This window comes from Streptomyces sp. Ag109_G2-15, from assembly GCF_900215565.1.
Taxonomy (GTDB): Bacteria; Actinomycetota; Actinomycetes; order Streptomycetales; family Streptomycetaceae; genus Streptomyces; species Streptomyces diastatochromogenes.
In genome coordinates this window covers 7,620,866-7,636,061 of sequence record NZ_OCNI01000001.1, presented here as the reverse complement: position 1 = coordinate 7,636,061, position 15,196 = coordinate 7,620,866, and the positions used below count along the sequence as shown (strand labels likewise).

General features: G+C 71.7%; 12 protein-coding genes. 6 read left to right on the top strand and 6 right to left on the bottom strand.

Going from position 1 to position 15,196, the window contains the following annotated elements; all coding sequences use genetic code 11:
- The first annotated feature begins 12 nt into the window (after nt 1-12).
- The 4 genes from CRP49_RS34355 to CRP49_RS34340 all read left to right on the top strand — a co-directional run bounded on the left by CRP49_RS34355 (nt 13) and on the right by CRP49_RS34340 (nt 6,016).
- Complete coding sequence (locus CRP49_RS34355) at nt 13-1,326, top strand: NAD(P)/FAD-dependent oxidoreductase (protein ID WP_097256857.1); 1,314 nt, start codon at nt 13-15, stop codon at nt 1,324-1,326.
- The gene (locus CRP49_RS34350) at nt 1,319-2,740 is read left to right on the top strand and encodes an aminobutyraldehyde dehydrogenase (protein ID WP_097256856.1); all 1,422 of its coding nucleotides are present in this window, start codon (nt 1,319-1,321) and stop codon (nt 2,738-2,740) included. The genes CRP49_RS34355 and CRP49_RS34350 overlap by 8 nt, the downstream gene beginning before the upstream one ends.
- A 155-nt stretch (nt 2,741-2,895) precedes the next feature.
- Nucleotides 2,896-3,096 carry a DUF6229 family protein gene (locus tag CRP49_RS34345; RefSeq protein ID WP_094220088.1) on the top strand — a complete coding sequence of 67 codons (201 nt, stop codon included), beginning with the start codon at nt 2,896-2,898 and terminating at the stop codon, nt 3,094-3,096.
- A 97-nt stretch (nt 3,097-3,193) separates the two neighbouring features.
- Nucleotides 3,194-6,016 (top strand): type 2 lanthipeptide synthetase LanM family protein, encoded by a 2,823-nt coding sequence (locus tag CRP49_RS34340; protein ID WP_097256855.1) that lies wholly within the window; start codon nt 3,194-3,196, stop codon nt 6,014-6,016.
- Between the two features lie 8 nt (nt 6,017-6,024).
- Here the strand turns inward: CRP49_RS34340 and CRP49_RS34335 are convergent, their stop codons facing one another.
- The 4 genes from CRP49_RS34335 to CRP49_RS34320 all read right to left on the bottom strand — a co-directional run bounded on the left by CRP49_RS34335 (nt 6,025) and on the right by CRP49_RS34320 (nt 10,414).
- On the bottom strand, nt 6,025-7,011 hold the full coding sequence (locus CRP49_RS34335) for a phosphotransferase family protein (protein WP_179851841.1): 987 nt from the start codon (nt 7,009-7,011) through the stop codon (nt 6,025-6,027).
- Complete coding sequence (locus CRP49_RS34330; RefSeq protein ID WP_097256854.1) at nt 7,004-7,948, bottom strand: CU044_5270 family protein; 945 nt, start codon at nt 7,946-7,948, stop codon at nt 7,004-7,006. Before CRP49_RS34330 ends, CRP49_RS34335 begins: the two co-directional genes overlap by 8 nt.
- Nucleotides 7,941-8,576, bottom strand: coding sequence for an RNA polymerase sigma factor (locus CRP49_RS34325; RefSeq protein WP_373560406.1), 636 nt, complete (start codon nt 8,574-8,576; stop codon nt 7,941-7,943). Before CRP49_RS34325 ends, CRP49_RS34330 begins: the two co-directional genes overlap by 8 nt.
- A gap of 122 nt (nt 8,577-8,698) precedes the next feature.
- Nucleotides 8,699-10,414, bottom strand: a complete 1,716-nt coding sequence (locus tag CRP49_RS34320) for a serine/threonine-protein kinase (RefSeq protein WP_097256853.1) — start codon at nt 10,412-10,414, stop codon at nt 8,699-8,701.
- Nucleotides 10,415-10,614: 200 nt separating this feature from the next.
- Here CRP49_RS34320 and CRP49_RS34315 point away from each other — a divergent pair, with 200 nt between their 5' ends.
- A complete protein-coding gene (locus CRP49_RS34315) occupies nt 10,615-11,325 on the top strand; it encodes an FAD binding domain-containing protein (RefSeq protein ID WP_097256852.1) in 711 nt (236 codons plus the stop codon).
- Here CRP49_RS34315 and CRP49_RS34310 read toward each other — a convergent pair whose 3' ends face one another.
- Nucleotides 11,326-11,904: a TetR/AcrR family transcriptional regulator gene (locus CRP49_RS34310; protein WP_097256851.1), complete on the bottom strand. Its 579-nt coding sequence runs from the start codon at nt 11,902-11,904 to the stop codon at nt 11,326-11,328.
- Between the two features lie 88 nt (nt 11,905-11,992).
- Between CRP49_RS34310 and CRP49_RS34305 the strand changes: the two genes are divergently transcribed.
- On the top strand, nt 11,993-12,784 hold the full coding sequence (locus tag CRP49_RS34305; RefSeq protein WP_097256850.1) for an SDR family oxidoreductase: 792 nt from the start codon (nt 11,993-11,995) through the stop codon (nt 12,782-12,784).
- Between the two features lie 82 nt (nt 12,785-12,866).
- Here the strand turns inward: CRP49_RS34305 and CRP49_RS34300 are convergent, their stop codons facing one another.
- Nucleotides 12,867-15,179, bottom strand: a complete 2,313-nt coding sequence (locus tag CRP49_RS34300) for an FdhF/YdeP family oxidoreductase (protein ID WP_373560379.1) — start codon at nt 15,177-15,179, stop codon at nt 12,867-12,869.
- Nucleotides 15,180-15,196: the final 17 nt, after the last annotated feature.

Here is a 15,196-nt window from a genome sequence, read left to right as displayed (position 1 = left end):
AAAGCGAAGCTGATGCATCACGACGTGATCGTGCTCGGCGCGGGTCTTGCCGGGCTCGCCGCCGCCCGGGACCTGGCGGCCGCAGGCACCGACGTGCTCGTCCTGGAGGCCCGGGACCGCGTGGGCGGCCGGGTCGAGCAGACCCGCACGCCCGACGGCCGTACCGTCCAGCTGGGCGGCGAAGTGGTCGGCCATGCCCACACCGCATACCTGCGACTCGCCAAGGAACTCGGCCTGGAGCTGGTCGCGAGCTACGTCGCCGAACCCGGCCGTATCACCCGTTCCACACCCGAGGGTCTCTCGGCCGGCGACCCACCGCACTGGTTCGGCCCCGGCGACCTGGCCCGACACGAGGAACTCGGCAAGGAGTTCAGCGAACTCGCCGCCACGGTCGACCCCGACGATCCCTGGTCGCACCCGGAGGCGACCGCCCTGGACCGGCTGTCCGTGGCCGACTGGCTGCGCTCCCGCCACGCCACACCCGCCGTGGTGCGACTGTGGGACATAGGTCAACTGGCCCTGGCGGGAGGATCGTACGAGCGCATCTCGCTCCTGGCCGCGCTGCGCAAAAGCGCGGCGGTCCCCGGGACGGGCGACTACGACTACGACAACTGGGAGGGACTGCGACTGGCGGCAGGGTCGGCCACCCTCGCCGAGGTCATGGGCCGCGAGCTGGGGCCGCGCATACGCCTCGGCTCGCCGGTCGCCGCGCTGGACATACGCCCCGGCCACTGCGCCGTACACCTCGTCACCGGCGAAGTCCTCACCGCGGCGGCCGTGGTGAGCGCCCTGCCCGTGGGACCGCTGCGGTCCGTCGCCGTCAGCGGTGTGAGCGAGGCCCGGCTTGCCTCCCTGCACCGGCAACGCCAGGCGGTCGCCGCCAAGTTCGCCGCCGTGTACGACCGTCCCTTCTGGCGCGCCGACGGGCTCAACGGCCTGTCCGAGACCGAGGGGGTCCTGGGCAGCACCTGGCCACAGAACGAGGGCGTCCTGTCCGCGCTGATCCCGCCCGAGCGCTACGGCTTCCTGCTCGGCACCCCGCCCCAGCTGCGCACGCCCGAGCTGCTCGCCGAGATGGCCGCCATGTTCGGCGACGAGGCACTGCGGCCGACGGCCTGCCATCTGCGGTTGTGGGGCACCGACCCGTGGACCCAGGGCTACGTCACCCAGTGGCCGCCGGGCGAGGTCATGGCGGTCGGACCGCTGCACGGCACCCACGAGCCGCCGTTCTACGTCTGCGGCTCGGACCAGTGGGTCGCCGGATACATGGAGGGCGCGGTCCGCACCGGCCGCGCCGCCGCCGAGGAGGCGCTGCGCCGTGGCTGACCACGCCCGTCTCAACCACATCGACGGCAAGGAGGTACCGGCCGCCTCCGGAGCCACCGTGCGGCTGGTCGACCCGGCCACCGGACTCCCCCACGGCTCGGCCCCGCTCTCCGGTCCCGAGGACGTGGACGCGGCCTGCCGTGCGGCCGAACAGGCCTTTGACGGCTGGTCGGCCACGACTCCGGCGCGGCGGCAGACCGCGCTGCTGCGCATCGCCGACGCCCTGGAACGGGAGGCCGGCGCGCTGGCGAGCGCCGAGGTGGCCGACACCGGCAAGCCGCGTGCCCTGTTCCTGGCGGACGAACTGCCCGCGATCGTCGATGTGTTGCGGTACTTCGCCGGGGCCGCCCGGAACCTGCCGGGCGCCGCGGCCGCCGAGTACACGCCGGGCCGCACCTCGGTCCTGCGCCGCGAGCCGGTCGGCGTCTGCGCGCAGATCACCCCATGGAACTACCCGCTGATGATGGCCGTCTGGAAGGTCGCCCCCGCGCTGGCCGCCGGCAACACCGTCGTCCTGAAACCGTCCGACACCACGCCGTCGTCGGCCACGCTGCTGGCCCGGCTGGCCGCCGAGCATCTGCCGCCCGGGGTGCTCAACGTGGTGTGCGGCGACCGGGACACCGGGCGCGCCCTCGTGGCCCACCCGGACGTCCGGCTCGTCGCCGTCACCGGGAGCGTCCGCGCCGGGCAGGAGATCGCCGCCGCGGCGGCAGCCGACCTCAAGCGGCTGCACCTCGAACTCGGCGGCAACGCCCCGGTGTTGATCCACCAGGACGCCGACCTGGACGACGCGGTCGAGCAGTTGTCGTCGCTGGCCTTCTACAACGCGGGGCAGGACTGCACGGCGCCTACCCGGATCCTGGTCCACCACCGCCGCTACGAGGCCTTCCTGGATGCCTTCGCCGACCGGGCCGCCCGGCGGCTGCCCGGCGACCCCGACGACGAGCAGGCCGCCTTCGGCCCGCTCGCGAACGCCGCCCAACTCGCCCGCGTGCGCGGCCTGCTGGAGCGGCTCCCGGACCACGCCGAGGTCGTCACCGGGGGCGGTGCCCTGGACCGCCCCGGCTACTTCCACCAGGCCACGGTGGTCGCCGGAGCCCGGCAGGAGGACGAGATCGTACGGAGCGAGGTGTTCGGCCCGGTCGTCACCGTCCAGCCCTTCGCCGAGGAGTCCGAGGCCTTCCGGATGGCGAACGCCGTTCCCCAGGGGCTGGCCGCGAGTGTCTGGACCCGCGACCACGACCGGGCCATGCGCGCGAGCCGCGCACTGCACACCGGCATCGTCTGGGTCAACACCCATGGCACGACAGTCTCGGAGATGCCGCACGGCGGCGTGCGCCACTCCGGTTACGGCAGCGACCTGTCCCTGACCGGCCTGCTCGACTACACACAGGTCAAGCACGTCATGTTGTGAGCGGCGGCGGCACACGTCGAACGCCTCAGTTTCCTACAGGAGGCATCAGGATTCCCGCGCGACTGTGGCCGGATTGCGCATCTGACGGGTGTTCGAACGTCGCGATACTCAGGGCTGGGCGATCCGCCCCACACTCCCGCCTTCGGAGGCCACAGATGCCCCAGACCAGTGTTCAGACCGCGGCCGTGCTCGAAGCCTGGCTGTCGGGCGCCGAGAGCGCCTTCGGCCAGCTCAACCCCGCCGGGCCGCTCTACGTCGGCGGCGCCGCCGCGGAGGCCGCGCTCACCGACCCGAGCGACTCCCTGTACGGCTTCTGTTCCAGCCCGAGCGGGTCGCACGGCAGCTGGTGCTGCTGATCGTCCGCGGTGCCTTCGGGCACCGACCGGGGAACCGCGCGCTGCTCGCGCGGTTCCCCGCGTCTCGTTCGGTGAGGTCGAAGAGGGAGGGTGGAAGGTGAGCGGATCGGTACCGGACGGCGGGGACGAGGCTGAGTGGTTCGCCGCGCCCGTACGAGGCATCGCCCGGCCGTGGCGGGACGAGCTGGCCCGGCGCCTGGCGGCCGTGACCGCCCTGGACCGGGACGAGCGGGACGTGGTGCTGGAGGCCGGCCACACCGCCCTGCTCCGGTCCTTGCACGCCAAACTGTCCCGGCTCCTCCTGGTCGAACTGCACGCGCTGCGCCTGGCAGGGGGCGCCGGTCCGGACGCCGAGGGTGCGGCGGACACGCGAACGTGGGCCGCGTTCATCGAGCAGGCCGGTGCGGAGGGCTATCTCGACAAGCTGGCCGGCCGGTACCCGAGTGTCGGCCCGCGGATCGCTGCGGTGGCACGGATGTCGGTGGCGGCGACGGCCGGGTTCGCGCAGCGGCTCGCCGCGGACCGCGCACTGCTGCGACCGCTGCTCGGAGGACCCGCGGGGCCGGTGCACGCCGTGACGTTCGGGGCGGGCGACAGCCACCGGGGCGGCCTGACGGTGAGCCGGGTCGATTTCGCCGGCGGAAGCGTGATGTACAAGCCCCGGCCGTCCGAGGCCGACGTGGCTCTGGGCGCGCTGCTGGACGAGCTGTTCACGGACTTCCCCGGGGCCCCGGCGCCGGACGAACGGATCCGGGTGCCACGGACGGTGGCGCGCGAGGGACACGGCTGGGCCGAGTACGTGCACCACCGGTACTGCGCGGACGACGCCGAACTCGCCGCGTTCTACCGCAACGTGGGGCACTGGCTGGCCGTCCTCCGCTTCACCGGAGGCACCGACATGCACGCCGAGAACATGATCGCCGCGGGCCCGGTGCCGGTGATCGTGGACGCCGAGACACTCTTCGACTCCCCCGCGCCCTTCCCGCCCAGCGGCCGGGGCGACGCGGTGGACGTGGCAGCGGCGGCCATCCGCCGAACGGTGCTGCGCACCGGACTGCTGCCCGTGCGCGGCACCGGGTTCGCGCTCGGCGGCGTGGACATCTCCGGGGTGGGGGCACTGCCCGGCCAGCAGCCGCTGATCCCGAGCCCGGTGATCGCGGACGGCGGCACCGCGGCGGCCCGCTTCCACGTGGACCTGGTGGCGATGCCCACCGCGGGCAACCACCCGAGCCCGACCCCCGTGCTGAGCGCGTACTGGGACCGGATCCTGGCCGGCTTCCGCGAGATGACCGCGCACCTGCGCCGGCCCGGCGTGGACCCGTACCGTCTGCTGTCCCGCTTCGAAGGCGCGCAGGCCCGCCGGATCCTGCGCCCGACCCAGGCGTACGTCGACATCGGCCGCATGCTGTGGCATCCCGCGTCGTTGCACGACGAGGCCACGGCCGTCGAGCGGGCCCGGGACATCCTGCGGCGCAACGCCGAGGTGCTGCCCGGTGCGCCGACGGAGCGTACGGCCATCGACGGTGAGATCGCGGACCTCCTGGCCGGTGACGTGCCGTTGTTCGGCTTCACCGTGGACGCGGCCGCCGTACGGAACACGGTCCATGACTGGCGCACCGCCGATCTGGCGCTGGAGGAGTCGGTGATCCAGGACGCGCTGGTCGGCGCGTACCTGAACGAGCGTTCGCTGCCGGCGCGGGTGCAGGAAGCCGCCCGCGACCCGCACGCCCGCGACCGGGAGCGGCGCCGCCGGGAGCTGGCCGCGCGGATGGTGCGACGGCTGTGCGCCGGGGCGGTGCGCGGCGAGGACGGCACGGTGACCTGGATCAGCCCGGTCTTCACCCCCGCGGGGTGGTCCATCAGGGTGCTGCCCGCCGACCTCTACACCGGGCAGGGCGGGGTGGTGCTGACGCTCGCGGAGTACGCGGCCGAGGTGCGCGCCGGGCGGGCGGAGGAGGTACCGGGCGTCACCGAGACGTTCGAGGGCGCGCTGCGTGTCCTGATGAGCACCGAGGACCGGACGCCGACGCCGTCCGCCGGGGCGTTCAGCGGCGCCGCGTCGCAGGTGTGGACGTGGCTGGCGCTGCACCGGGTGCTCGGCGAGGACTGGCTGCTGGAGCGGGCCGCCGCGCGGGCGGTGCTGCTGGAGGGCCGACTGGTCGAGGACGACGTCGAGGTGGATCTCCTCAACGGAGCGGCCGGTGGCATCGTCCCTCTGCTCAACCTGGCCACGGCGACCGGGCAGGACCGCTGGCTCGCCGCGGCCGCACAGATCGGCCGTCGGCTGACCGGTCTGGCCACGGTGGACGCGAGCGGTGCCCGGTGGACGACCCGGCTCAACCCGGAGGGCATCGGCGGCTTCGCCCACGGCGCCACCGGCATCGGCTGGGCGCTGACCCGGCTCGCCCTGAGCGACGCGGGTGCCGCGGCCGAGCGGCACGGCTGGGCCCGCCTCGCCGAACTGGCCTTCGCCTACCAGGAGTCCCTCTACCAACCGGACCACGGCAACTGGCTGGACGTCCGCATCGGCGCCGAGGAGGACTTCTTCACCAGCTGGTGTCACGGCAGCGCGGGGATCGGGATCGGCATGCTCGACCTCCACCGGCGCACCGGCGATCCGGCCCACCTCGACATGGCCCGCCGCGCCGCGCGGGCCTGCGCGGCCGAGGGCTTCGGCTGGAGCCACACTCTGTGCCACGGCGACCTCGGCCTCTGGCAGTTCCTGACGTCCATGAACGTCGGCGACCCCTCCGGCCTCGACGGCGAGATCCTCACCAGCCTCGAACAGCGCGGGCCGGTCGGCGGCCTGGCCCGCGAGGCGTTCTCCCCCAGCCTCATGTCGGGCCTGTCAGGAGTCGTGCACACGCTCCTGCGCATGCACCGTTCGGCGTCCCTGCCGGATCCCCTCGTCCTCGACTGATCCGGGGATCAGACCACGGCGACCAGGGCCAGCGCCTGCTCCAGGTTGTGCTCGGCGATGTCCGCCATGGCCGCACGGTGGGGGAAGTCCCCGTCGAGCAGCCGTAGCGGACCCGCCGTCAGGGACAGACGCTGGGCGAGCGTGTAGAGCGCGAGCCGGTCCTCGTCCAGGCCGTCCACCGCCAGCGGGCGGTAGGCGTCGTGCAGCCGGATCCGCAGAAAGACGTGCTCCCACTCGACGTCGAAGTACATCGATCCCTCGATGTCGATCGCCACGGGGTTCCCGCCCGCGTCGACCAGCACATGGTCGGGGCCGAGTTCGCCGTGGACGACCGCGTACTCGGCGCGCGGCCGCACCGCCGCCGCGAGATCCGTCAGCCGCTCCTCCAGCCGGTCGCGGGCTCCCGCGATCCGCGGATCCCGGGACGCCGCCTCGGCGAGGTCGCGCAGCGCACGGTCCAGGACGACCCCCTCGCACGACGTCCCCCGCGAGGTGCCTCCCGCGTCGACCACGGCCACCTTGCCGTACCCGGACGCCCGATGACCCCGCATCGCCTCCAGCGCCTCCCCGAGCCGGTCCAGGACGGGGGCGGCCGCGCTCGGGTCACGTGCGAGCAGTTTCTCCAGGTTCTCGCCTGGGATGTCCTCGACGATCGCGAGGTCAGCCGGGCCGTGGGTGCCCTCGCGATCGACGAGACGGATGGCCGGGACGCGGACGCCGAGCGCGTCCAGCCGTGCGTGCGCGGCCTCGAACAGGTCGAGCCCGAGGCCGGGCGAGAACGGGTCGGTGAGGTCGTCGTCGCCCTCGGCCGCCGGCCAGTAGTTCTCGGCGTCGTGCCACAGGTAGGCGACAGCCGTCGTCGCGTCGTCCATCACCAGGCGGTACACGCCCTTCTTGCTGCCGCCCGCGACCCGCTCGACCGCCTCCAGCCGCCGCCCGCCGCCCAGCGCGGCCCGAGCCGCCCCCGCCAGCTGGAGTTCAGAGATCTCAGTCATGCTGTCCGATGCGGTCGACCACCTGAGTGTCCTGCAGAATCCTGGTCTCGTAGTACCAGTTGCTCTGCTTCCACTCGCCGTGCACCTTCTTCGGACTGCTCCCCTTGGTGCGCAGGCCCAAGTAGTCGTACGTCTTGCGATCGAAGAGGAACGTGAACGCCGTCTTGGGGTACGAGACTCCGACGGCGGACCGGCCGGCCACGTCCACGTCGTCGTAGTCCAGGCGGATCCGGGGAAGCTTCGCCAGCGCTTCGAAAGCGCCGGCCTGCAGGCCGGGGGGCATCACACGAGGTCCCATGAGCAGCATGGATCCTTCGAAGAACGCGAACATGTCGTTGTGGGTCGTGCTGGGTTGACCGCCCCTGAACTGGGCGAGGAGCTTGTCGGGGTCCGTCGGCATGGTCTTGAGCTTGGAGTAGACGGTGGGGGGCGAGCGCACCTCGTGCTTGCCGAGCGGCGGATCGTGGTGGATCTTCCCATGCTCCTGACGCAGGGACGGCTTGGAACCGTCCACCGACATCCAGCTCTCGTCGGTCCACGTCCTGGTCTTCCCGCCCTTCACCGGCGTCTGCGTGATGTACGTCTTGGTGTAGAAGTACTGGTCGTTGCGCGGAATCGGCAGATCGTTCCCCACGGCGCGTGACCTGTCAGCGGCCTTCTGCAGCACCTCCGTCGCGCTGATCGCGCCCAGCCGGGGCTTGTCGTCGTCCTTGGTGTCGTGGGCCACCACCACGGTGACACCCACCGCCGCCGCGGTCACGCCGACGAGCGCGGTACGGACCACAAGTCGTCGGCTGAGTGCACGCCCACGGGATGCACCACTGCGGGACTCCTCGACCATGGCGGCTCGGAGGCGGGCTCGGGCGGCGGCGCGGGCCTCGTCGGACAGCTCGTGCTGGTCCGTGTCCCATCCCCGCACCATCGTCAGTTCATCCATGATCCGTCTCCTCCTGAGGCGCGGTCGAGGTGGTGAGGTCCGGTCCGCCCAGTGCCCTGCGCAGCTTGGTGCGGGCCCTGTGCAGGCGGGAGCGCACGGTGCCGACGGGCACGCCGAGGGCCTGCGCGGCCTCCGCGTAGTCGAGTTCTCCCCAGGCGATCACCAGCAGCACGTCCCGGTGGCGGGCGGGCAGTTGGGCGAGAGCGCCGGCCAGAGTGCCGTGCGTCCCGGCGGCACTGTCGGTGATCCCGTCCTCAGGACCGGCGTGGTTCCGCTCCGAGGACAAGGACGCCATGCGCGACAGTGCCCGCAACCGGCGGGCCTCGTCCCTGCGGTGACGGCCGATCAGGTTGGTGGCTATCCCGTACAGCCAGGGCCGCGCGTGCGCGTGCGACGGGTCGTAGCGCCGACGACGCTGGAACGCGATCACGAACGTCTCCGCCATCAGGTCGTCGGCCGTGTCGGGACCCAGACGTCGTGCGATGTAGCGGTGGATGTCGTCGGCGTAGCGGTCGAAGATCACGGCGAACGCGTCGGGCGTCCCCCAGGATCGTTCGATGACCGAGCCGTCGGAGTCGCCGCTCGCATCCGTCGCCAGGGCGAGAGCGGCGCCGGTGTCCGGCAGCAGTGTCACGCCTTACCTCTGTGGTTCATGTCGTATCCCTCGAAAGCCGTGTCGTGGTCACCTCCTGTTCGCCGATGCCGGCCGTCGAGTTCCACTCCGTCAAGTGAGCTACCTCACATGCCACATCAGTCTTCGTTGGGCATGACCTTGAAGACCTTGCCCTGTTTGGTCGCCTGGAGGTAGCCGGTCTGGCCGTAGGCGTTGGCGAGATAGACGGACATTCCGGGTGGGTCACCGAAGACGTTGCCCGGAAGGGTCACCGACAGGTAGCGGGTCTGCACGTCATCGACCTTCAGTTTCCGCTCGGCTTCGGCCAGCAGGGCCGGGACCTTGTCCCAGTCGAAGTCGTCCAGGCTGACGGGCTTCTCCCCATCGCTGAGCGTGTCGCTGATGATGCCCTTCTGGACGCCCTGGCCGGGGCGATAGGTGTACGAGTCTTCCTTGGTGTCGCTGCCATTCCCCATCAAGTCGGCGGAGACGTATCCCGGATACACGACGAAAGACCCGAACCGGGTCCGGCCGGTCTGCTGCTTGAACGCGCTGATGGCGGTGCGGATGCCGGCCGGAGTCAGCACGTTCCCCTTGGTGCTCGCCGTGGCGCCGGTCGACTCCTTCGCCGACGGCGTGACGTCCGTGGCGGTCGAGCCGCCGCCCGACGGCGACTTGGTGGTGGAGTTGCCGGTCGCGCCGGAACCTGACGCCTTCGAGTCGCCGTCGGGGAGCAGCGTCCAGACGAGTACCCCGGCGAGCGCCACTCCGGCGACGGGCAGGCCCACCAGCGTCCAGCGCCGGGCACGGTTCGGCTGTACCGGGACGGTGGGGAACGCCGGACGCGCGTCCTGCGGGCCCTGAGACGTCGTCGGGGCCGCAGGAGCACCGTACGGCCCCCCTGACATGGCGGGCGCGGGGCCGAAGCCCGTGGGTGCCGTGGCAGGCCCGGGCACGTACGGTGCCGACGGGGGATGCAGTGGGTAGGAGGTGGGGGACTCGGGCTCGCGCGCGGCGTCGGCCAGCATCCGGTCCAGCTGCTCGGCATCGGGCCTCGCGGCGGGGTCCCGGACGAGGACCCGCATCAGGGCGTCCCGCAGCGGACCGGCATGGACCGGGGACGGGATCTCGTCGCTGAGGACGGCTGCCAGGGTGGCGAGTGTCGTGCCGCGGCGCAGCGGATGCTCGCCCTCCACGGCCGTGTAGAGCATCATCGCCAGCGACCACAGGTCCGAGGCGGGACCACCGTCCTTGCCGGAGACGCGTTCGGGCGCCATGTAGTCGGGGGTGCCGATGACCGACCCGGTGGCCGTGAGGGTGGTGGCCTCACGGATCGCCGCGATGCCGAAGTCCGTCAGCACCGGACGGCCGTCGGGACGCAGCAGGACGTTGGCCGGTTTCACGTCGCGGTGCTGGATGACCGCCTGGTGTGCGGCGCGCAGCGCGGCCAGCACCTCACGTCCGATCCGTGCCGCTTCCTGGGGGGACATCGGCCCGCGCGCCAGGCGGTCGGCCAGGGAGCCGCCGGTGACGAGTTCCATGACGATCCAGGGGTAGCTTCCCGGGCCGCCGTCGACCACATGATGGATGGTCACCACATTGGGGTGGTCGACCCGGGCCAGCGCGCGTGCTTCCCGCAGGACCCGCTCGCGCAGCGTCCGGGCGGCCTCCGGATCGTACTCGGCGAGGTCGGGATCGGGTGGCCGCACCTCCTTGACCGCCACGCTCCTGTGCAGCACCAGGTCCGTCGCGCGCCAGACCATGCCCATACCGCCACCGCCGAGCCGTGCTGCCAGCTCGAACCGCCCGTCGACAACCCGTCTACCGCTGTTGTCGCTGCCCTCTCCGTTCATGCGCGGGAGCTTAGTTGCCTCCGTCGTCCGCAGGCGGACCAGCCCCCACGCCTGCGCGAAGGGGCTTCGAGGACGCCCGGCATGCTCATGTGAGCCCTGTGTGCGCCCCGGTCCGTGCGGCGAGAATGCGCCATGCCGATGGGCGGGTGTCCGGTTCACGGCCCCGCCGCTCAACTCCCCAGAAAGGCAGGTCGGCTGCGATGCTCTTGCGACAGCCCAGCTCCGTGTCCGAGGCGCAGGAGTGCCTGGCCGAGGGAGCCGTGCCGATCGGTGGGGCGACGCTGGTGTGGGCCGAATGGCAGCGCGACGGGTTCCCCGCACAGGCCCTGTCGTTGCGCAGCCTCCCGGAGGCCAATGTCCTCGGGCGCGAGACGCTGGGCGCCGCCGTGGTGCTGAACCGGATCGACGACCGGGTCCCGGACGTCATACGCCTGGCCGCCGCTTCGGTGGGGACCGGCGCCGTACGCAGGACGGCGACGGTCGGCGGCAATCTCGTGGGCAGTACGCTGCGCTGCCTGCTGCCGGCGGCTCTCGTCCTGGACGCGCGGGCGTCGGTGCTGGGCCCCGAAGGCGTCCAGGAGATCGATCTGGCCGAGGCGATCGCCAAGCGTCCGCTGCTGCTGAGCATCCGTTGGCGTGAGCCCGTCGCCACCGCCTACCGCAAACTGCCGGCCGAGGCGGGCGGAGCGCCACCGCTCGTCGTCGCCACGGCTCTGCACGCCGACGCCGACGGACAGCACCGCCTCCGTGTCGCCGTGCGCGACGGATACGACGTGGTCAGCGGCAGCGCCAAGGGCAACACCGGTGGCGAGGACGCCGTACGGACGCTGCGGCGGACGGCGCTGAGTGATGTCCCGTCCGCCGCATGGGAGATCATCGGCGAACAGGCGACGGAGTTGCTGCGTCGCTGATCACTGCGGAGGCAGACTGCCTCGCGCGAGCAGCAGGAGGGCGTCGACCAGGTCCTCCGCGGGGCTGCCGGTGGCCAGACGCCGCAGTTGCAGGCCCATCACCAGGGCGACCGTGGTGGCCGCCAGGCGTTCCGCGTCCGGCACGCCCAGAGCGGTGAGGATCTGCGCGGCGAGCCGGTCGTAGGCCCGGAACGCCTCCGCCGCCGCCTCGCGCAGTCGCTCGTCGCGCCCGGCGTGGATGTACAGCTCGAAGGGCGCGAGATGGGCGCTGTCCAGTGCCGTGCCGCACGCGACCTGGCCGGCCAGGGACGCCGCGCCCTCGACGTCGATGTCCTCGGTCTTGCACTGGTCGGCCAGCTCGGTGAAGTACCGCGCCTCCTCGCGTACGAAGTGCAGCAGGCTCTCCCGCAGCAGATCGTGCTGGGTCTCGAAGTGGTACGTGACCGAGCCGAGTGACACTCCGGCTTCCTTGGCGATGCGCCGGTTGGTGACCGCCGCGACCCCGCCCTCGCCGATGATCTGCAGGACGGCGGTGATGATGCGCTGGCGCGTCGTGGCGGAGGGGGCGGCGTTCGGCATGCCATGCATTGTTCCATCCGCGTTCCGGTGGACAGTCCCTCCCGCCCTCTCTATTGTTCGTTCGAACGAACAGTACGGGAGGGTAGTCGTGCACATTGCCGGGGCAACTGTTCTGCTGACCGGGGTCACGGGCGGCATCGGCGGGGCGCTCGCCGCCGAAATGTCCGCTCGCGGCGCGGATCTCATACTCACCGGCCGGCGGCGCGAGGCGCTGGAGCCGCTGGCCGACCGCTACGGCGCGCGAACGATCCTGGCCGATCTCGGCGACGCCGATGACGTGCTCCGCCTCGCGGAGGAGGCCGCCGGGACCGACATCCTCATCGCCAACGCCGCCCTGCCCTCCAGCGGTGACGTGCTCGACTACACGCCGGAGCAGATCGACCGGGCGCTCGCGGTGAATCTGCGCGCGCCCGCGATGCTCGCGCGGCTGCTCGCTCCCGCCATGGTCACCGCCGGGCGCGGGCACATCTGCTTCGTCGGGTCGCTGTCGGGGATGGCCGCCACCAAGTCGTCGTCCATGTACAACGCGACGAAGTTCGGGCTGCGCGGCTTCTCGCTCGCCTTCCGCCAGGATCTGCACGGGACGGGCGTCGGTGTCTCGATCGTCCAGCCGGGCTTCGTACGCGAGCTGGGGATGTTCGCGAACACGGGCTCGCCGACGCCCGGCGGGGTGCGGACCGTCGCGCCGGAGCAGGTCGTCAAGGGCGTGACCCGGGCGATCGCGCGCGATGTCGCCGAAGTCAACGTGGCCCCGGTCGAGTTGAGGTTCCTCACCAAGATCGCGTCGCAGTTCCCGGGATTCGCGGAGCGGGTGCAGCGGCTGGCCGGGGCGGAGCAGACCATGAACACGATCGTGGCTTCCCAGAAGCCGAGCCGGTGAGGCCCGGAAGGAGCCGGTGAGGCCCGGAAGGAGCCGGTGAGGCCCGGGACGGAGCCCATGAGTCCCTGAAGGCACCGACCTCTCAAGCGGCGGGTTCGATCGTGACCTTGACGTGTTTCATCAGGGGCTGGTCGCTCTGCGTGCTGTAGTCGCCGAGCGCGCACAGCACGTTCATCTCCGGCATGTAGCCGGCCGCGCAGCCACGGGGGATGTCGTAGGGGATGGCGAGGAATCCGTTGAGGTGACGGTGGCTGCCGTCCTTGGCGGTGCTGGTGATGTCGACCGGGTCGAACTCGGAGATGCCGCGTTCCCGCATGTCGTCCTCGTTCATGAAGACGAGCGTGCGCAGGTTCTTGACGCCCCGGTAGCGGTCGTTGTCGGAGTAGATGGTCGTGTTCCACTGGTCGTGGGAGCGCATGGTGCCGAGGGCCAGGGTGCCCGGGGCGGGGACGACGTCGGGCAGCGGGGCGGCGGAGAACTCGGCGCGCCCCGTGGGGGTGAGGAAGACCAGTTCGCGGGCGGGCTGCTTGATGCGGAAGCCGAGCGGCAGGCGCACACGGCGGTTGCAGTCCTCGAACCCGTCGAGCACCCGGGCCATGGTGTCGCGGACACGGTCGTAGTCCTCGATGTACCACTCCCAGGGGGTGTCGCTGTCCGGGAGGGCGGCGCGGGCGATGCCGGCGATGACGGCGGGCTCGGACAGCAGGTGCTTGGAGGCGGGGCGCTTCATGCCGACCGAGAGGTGGACCATGCTCATCGAGTCCTCGACCGACGTGGCCTGGAGGCCGCCCTTCTGATGGTCCTTCTCGGTCCGGCCCAGGCACGGCAGGATGAGGGCCTGCCGGCCGTGGACCAGGTGGCTGCGGTTCAGCTTGGTGCTCACCTGGACCGTGAGGTCGCAGGAGCGCAACGCCTCGTAGGTGTACGGGGTGTCGGGCGCGGCGAGGGCGAAGTTGCCGCCCATGCCGACGAACACCTTCACGTCGCCGCTGTGCATGGCCTGGATCGTGCCGACGGTGTCCAGGCCGTGCTCGCGGGGCGGGTCGATCCCGCAGATCTCGGCGAGGCGGTCCAGGAACTCCTCGGTGGGCCGGTGGTCGATGCCGCAGGTCCGGTTGCCCTGGACGTTGCTGTGCCCGCGCACCGGTGAGGGACCGGCGCCCTCGCGGCCCAGATTGCCGCGCAGCAGAAGGAGGTTGACGATCTCCCGGACGGTGTCGACGCCGTGCTCGTGCTGGCTGACACCGAGGCACCAGCTGAAGATGGAGCGGTCGGCGTCGCGGTACACGCGCGCGGCCTTGAGGATGTCGTCGCGGCTGAGACCGGACTGGTGCTCGATCTCCGCCCAGGGGGTCGCCTCGCACAGGTCCCGGTACTCGTCGAAGTAGGCCGTGTGGCGGTCGACGAACTCCTGGTCGACGGCCTTGGGATCGGTCCTGGCCTGCTCCAGGACCGCCTTGGCCATGCCGCGCAGCAGCGCCATGTCGCCGCCGATGCGCGGCTGCAGGTTCAGGGTGCTGGTCCGGGTCGTCTTGAGGAGGGCCATGTCCGTGAAGTCGTGCGGCACGATGGTGCGCGTGGCGGCTGCTTCGACCAGCGGGTTGACGTGCACGATCTGGGCGCCGCGGCGGTAAGCCTCGGCGAGGGCGGTGAGCATCCTGGGCGCGTTGGAGGCCGCGTTGACGCCCATGATGAACAGGGCGTCGGTGGTCTCCCAGTCCTTGAGGTCGACGGTCCCCTTGCCGGTGCCCAGGGACGCCTCCAGGGCGCGACCGCTGGCCTCGTGGCACATGTTGGAGCAGTCGGGCAGGTTGTTCGTGCCCAGTTCGCGGGCCAGCAGCTGGTAGAGGAAGGTGGCCTCGTTGCCGAGGCGGCCGGAGGTGTAGAACGACGCCTGGTTCGGGTCGTCCAGTTCGCGCAGAGTGCGGCCGACCAGCTCGAAGGCGTCGTGCCAGCGGATCGGGACGTAGTGGTCCGACTCGGGGTCGTAGACCATCGGCTCGGTCAGCCGTCCCTGGTCCTCCAGGTCGAAGTCGCTCCAGCCGAACAGCTCCGTGACCGAGTGCGCGGCGAAGAAGTCGCGGCCGACCCGCTTGCCGGTCATCTCCCAGGTGACGTGCTTGATGCCGTTCTCGCAGATGTCCAGGTGGAGCCCTTTGGTGTCGTCGGGCCAGGCGCATCCCGGGCAGTCGAACCCGTCGCCCTCGTGGTTCATCCGCATGATCGCCCGGGGCCCGTCCACCAGGGCGCCCTCGCGCATCAGCACCCGGCTCACGCTCTTCGCGGCGCCCCAGCCCGCGGCCGGGTGGTGGTACGGGTGGAACTCCGGTTCCTCTTTGGGGACGGGGCCGACCCGGGGCTCCCGGTGCTTCTGGTCGTGCTCGGAGATGGCCACGGCTCTCACTCCTTCGG

Coding starts and splice junctions, on each gene's coding strand:
- CRP49_RS34315 (WP_097256852.1), top strand. CDS start 10,615: ATGCTCTTGCGACAGCCCAGCTCCGTGTCCGAGGCGCAGGAGTGCCTG.
- CRP49_RS34345 (WP_094220088.1), top strand. CDS start 2,896: ATGCCCCAGACCAGTGTTCAGACCGCGGCCGTGCTCGAAGCCTGGCTG.
- CRP49_RS34320 (WP_097256853.1), bottom strand. CDS start 10,414: ATGAACGGAGAGGGCAGCGACAACAGCGGTAGACGGGTTGTCGACGGG.
- CRP49_RS34330 (WP_097256854.1), bottom strand. CDS start 7,948: ATGGATGAACTGACGATGGTGCGGGGATGGGACACGGACCAGCACGAG.
- CRP49_RS34335 (WP_179851841.1), bottom strand. CDS start 7,011: ATGACTGAGATCTCTGAACTCCAGCTGGCGGGGGCGGCTCGGGCCGCG.
- CRP49_RS34310 (WP_097256851.1), bottom strand. CDS start 11,904: ATGCCGAACGCCGCCCCCTCCGCCACGACGCGCCAGCGCATCATCACC.
- CRP49_RS34355 (WP_097256857.1), top strand. CDS start 13: ATGCATCACGACGTGATCGTGCTCGGCGCGGGTCTTGCCGGGCTCGCC.